Raw genomic sequence first — 3296 nt, 5'->3', positions numbered from 1 at the left:
CGCCCGGGGTTGTCGACCTGGAAGAACTCCTCGAACACCTGCTCGCGGTGCGCCGTGTCGATGCCCACGCCCGAATCGCGCACCTCGATGCGCCAGGCGGGCGCCGTGCCCGAGGGACCGCCGCGCGTGCGCCGCGCGCACACCAGCACCGTGCCGTGGGGCGTGTACTTGATCGCGTTGTCGACCAGGTTGCCGAGCAGCCGCGCGAGCATGCGCGCGTCGGCGCGCACCACCGCGGGCGTGGCGCGGATGCGCAGCACCAGCCCCTTGGTCTGTGCCAGCGCCGCGAAGCGCCCCTGCAGCGGCGCGAACAGCGTGGCCAGCCGCACCGGCTCGAAGCGCACCGGCGCCACGCCGCCGTCGAGCTGCGCGATGTCGAGCAGCGCGTCGATCGAGCCGCGCAGCGCATCGACGCTGTCGCGCATGAAGCGCAGGTTCTCGGCCGTGGGCGCGTGGCGCGTGTCGAGCGCGTCGACGAAGATCGCGAGCGCATGCATGGGCTGGCGCAGATCGTGGTTGGCGGCCGCGAAGATGCGCGCGCGCTGCGCCGCGAGCTGCGCCACGTGCTCGAGCTGGCGCGCCAGCGCATCGGCCAGCCGCGCGTTCTCGAAGCCGTTCTCGATCGAGCCCACGATCAGCCGGTTCTGCTTGCGCGCGTAGTGCAGCGCCGCCAGCAGCTGCGAGAGCGCGAGGCAGCCCATGATGACCGTCACGCTGCCGGGCTCGATCACCAGCCGCAGCGCAAGGCTCAGGAACACCGGCACGCTGAAGCACAGGGCCGCGAGCCACCACTGCGCGAGCGCCGCGATGATCACGCCGGTGACACCGCTCACGAAGAAGTACAAGAGCAGGATGTGCGCGAGATCGCCGCTCGGAAAGAACAGCCACGGCGCCAGCGCCCACACCACGCCCGGGAACAGCATGCGCAGCTCGAGGCGGCGGCGCGTGGCCCAGGCCGAGGCAGCATCGATCGCCTCCGGCGCGAGGCTGCGCAGGTGGCGATGCATGTGCCATTGCATGCCATGCACCAGCACGGCCCACACCAGCGTGCCCTTGTGGCCGGTGAGCACGAGGAAGGTGATCCAGAACACCGCGGCGGTGACGGCGGCCGACAACGGCGTGTCCATGGTGTCGACGATGTAGGCGCGCGCCAGGCTCCGGTCGACCAGCGGGTTCGGGTTGGGCGATTCGACCCAGTAGGCGCGCAGCCGCCGCAGCAGGCCAGCGGCCTGCGCGGACGAGCGCTCGGCGCTGGCGGGAGGCGTGGGCGGGGTCGGTGGCATGGCGGCTTCGCGGCCCATTCTGCCCGCGCCATGTGTCCTCCCATCGACCCGCGGGCATCCACCCTTGGCGTGCCGCTTGCTACCCGCTAACGTGGCGCCCCGGAGACCGGGGTGGACCACGAGCCGCCAACGCACACCATCGAGGAACAACGGCCATGTACCTGAGCGCTTCCGAACAGCAGGCCTTGCGCGGCGTGTTCACGCTGCTCGCGCGCGACGACGAGGGCGGCGAACGCGAGATCCGCGAGCGCCTCGGCCATGCGCTGCTCGGCCTGCTGCGGGCCGACCAGTTCGCCTCCTTCGTCTGGGACGCCGAGTGCGGCGGCTTCGGCTCGCGCGTGGCGATCAACATGGCGCCGGCCAACCTCGACACCTATGCGCAGTGGTACCAGCACCACGACCCGATCACCTTCGTGCTGCAGTCGCGCCGCCGCGCCACGCGCGTGACCGAGGTGATGCCGCAGCGCGAACTGATGCGCACGCCCTTCTTCAACGACTTCCTCGCGCGCGACGGCCTGCACTGGGGCCTGAACCTTCATGCCTTCGACGGCGAGCGCGCGCTCGGCGACCTGCGCATCTGGCGCCGCAAGGAGCGCGGCGATTTCGGCGCGCGCGAGACGCTGATGCTCGACCTGATCGAACCCGCGTTCGCGGGCGCGCTGCGGCGCGCGCAGCAACGCACCGGCGGCGCGGGAAGCACGGTGGCCTCACCCTGGGCCAGCCTCAGCGCGCGCGAGCAGCAGGTGGCACGCGCGGTGCGCGAAGGCCTCACCGACAAGGACATCGCGCGCCGCATGGCGGTGGGCGTGCCCACGGTGCGCACCTACCTGCGGCGCATCTTCGACAAGCTCGGCATCGAGCGCCGCTCGGCGCTCGCGGGCGTGCTGCCGCGCGATTGAAGAAATCGCGCACCGGCTTACTTCGCCGCCGGCAGCCGCCCCAGCAAGGGCTCGATCGCCAGGCCCAGCGCCAGCAGGCGGCGGTCGCTGCCCGCGGGACCGTCGAGCTCGAGCCCGATCGGCAGGCCGCTGGTCGCGCCCAGCGCCGAGGGCAGTTGCAGGCCCGGGATGCCGGCGTTGCTGCCGGGGTCGGTGTTCTGGATCAGCGCGCCGAAGTTCTCGGGGCTGCTGGCCTCGGGCGCGGCCAGCAGCGCCACCTGCGGCACGGTCGGGAACACCAGCGCGTCGAGCCGGTGCTTCGTGAAGGTGTCGCGGTAGAGCTTCTGCAGCGCCGGCCGCGCCACGCGCATCGCGTGGTCGTAGGCCGGCTTGGCGTCGACCGTGCCGTTCGCGGCCGGCAGCTTGCGCGGCAGCACCAGGCCGTCGAAGGTGCCCTTGACGTCGGGGCTCGCGATGCCCGCGGCGAGCTGCTTCAGGTCGATGCCCGTGTCGTACTTCGCGAGGTAGGCCGCCATGTCGTCGTTCGCCTCGTAGAGCGCGACCGGGAAGCCCACCGCGCCGTTGAGCTCGCCGAGCTTCGGCATCTCGAGCTCGACCAGCGTGACGCCGGCCGCGCGCAGCTTGGCCAGCGCGGCATCGGTGGCGGCTCGGGTGTCGGCATCGAGGTTGGCGAAGAAGGCCGGCACCACGCCGAGCCGCACGCGCTTCAGGTCGGCGGGACGCACCGCCGCGCCGCCCGCGATCGCGCGGTCGAGCAGCACCAGGTCGGCCACCGACAGCGCCATCGGGCCGGCGGTGTCGCGCGTGTGCGAGATCGGCGCGATGCCCTGCTGCGGATAGCGGCCCATCGAGGGCCGCAGCGACGCGCAGCCGTTGAAGGCGCAGGGAATGCGCACCGAGCCGCCGGTGTCGGTGCCCAGCGCGGCCGACACCATGCGCGCGCCGAGCGCCGCGCCGTTGCCCGACGAGGAACCGCCCGCGATGCGGCGCGGGTCGTAGGCATTGCGCACGCCGACCTCGGGGCCCGAGGGGAAGGCCGGGTTGTAGCCGGTGACGCCGAAGGCCAGCTCGTGCATGTGGGTCTTGCCCAGCACGATGGCGCCGGCCGCGCGCA

At 72.7% G+C, this 3296-nt stretch carries 3 protein-coding genes; 1 reads left to right on the top strand and 2 read right to left on the bottom strand.

What is annotated here, in order from left to right; all coding sequences use genetic code 11:
- Nucleotides 1–1283, bottom strand: a 1283-nt coding sequence (locus AC27VN_RS36660; RefSeq protein WP_490879814.1) for a sensor histidine kinase, incomplete at its 3' end; no start/stop codon positions are given.
- A gap of 155 nt (nucleotides 1284–1438) precedes the next feature.
- Between AC27VN_RS36660 and AC27VN_RS36655 the strand changes: the two genes are divergently transcribed.
- A complete protein-coding gene (locus tag AC27VN_RS36655) occupies nucleotides 1439–2182 on the top strand; it encodes a helix-turn-helix transcriptional regulator (RefSeq protein ID WP_490879813.1) in 744 nt (247 codons plus the stop codon).
- A gap of 17 nt (nucleotides 2183–2199) precedes the next feature.
- Here AC27VN_RS36655 and AC27VN_RS36650 read toward each other — a convergent pair.
- Nucleotides 2200–3296, bottom strand: a 1097-nt coding sequence (locus AC27VN_RS36650) for an amidase family protein (protein WP_490879812.1), incomplete at its 5' end; no start/stop codon positions are given.

Source organism: Variovorax sp. 20P10.2.4, from assembly GCF_058244205.1.
Note: the sequence above shows the minus strand (reverse complement) of the source record. Positions and strands in the feature narration are given on the sequence as shown.

Coding starts and splice junctions, on each gene's coding strand:
- AC27VN_RS36655 (WP_490879813.1), top strand. CDS start 1,439: ATGTACCTGAGCGCTTCCGAACAGCAGGCCTTGCGCGGCGTGTTCACG.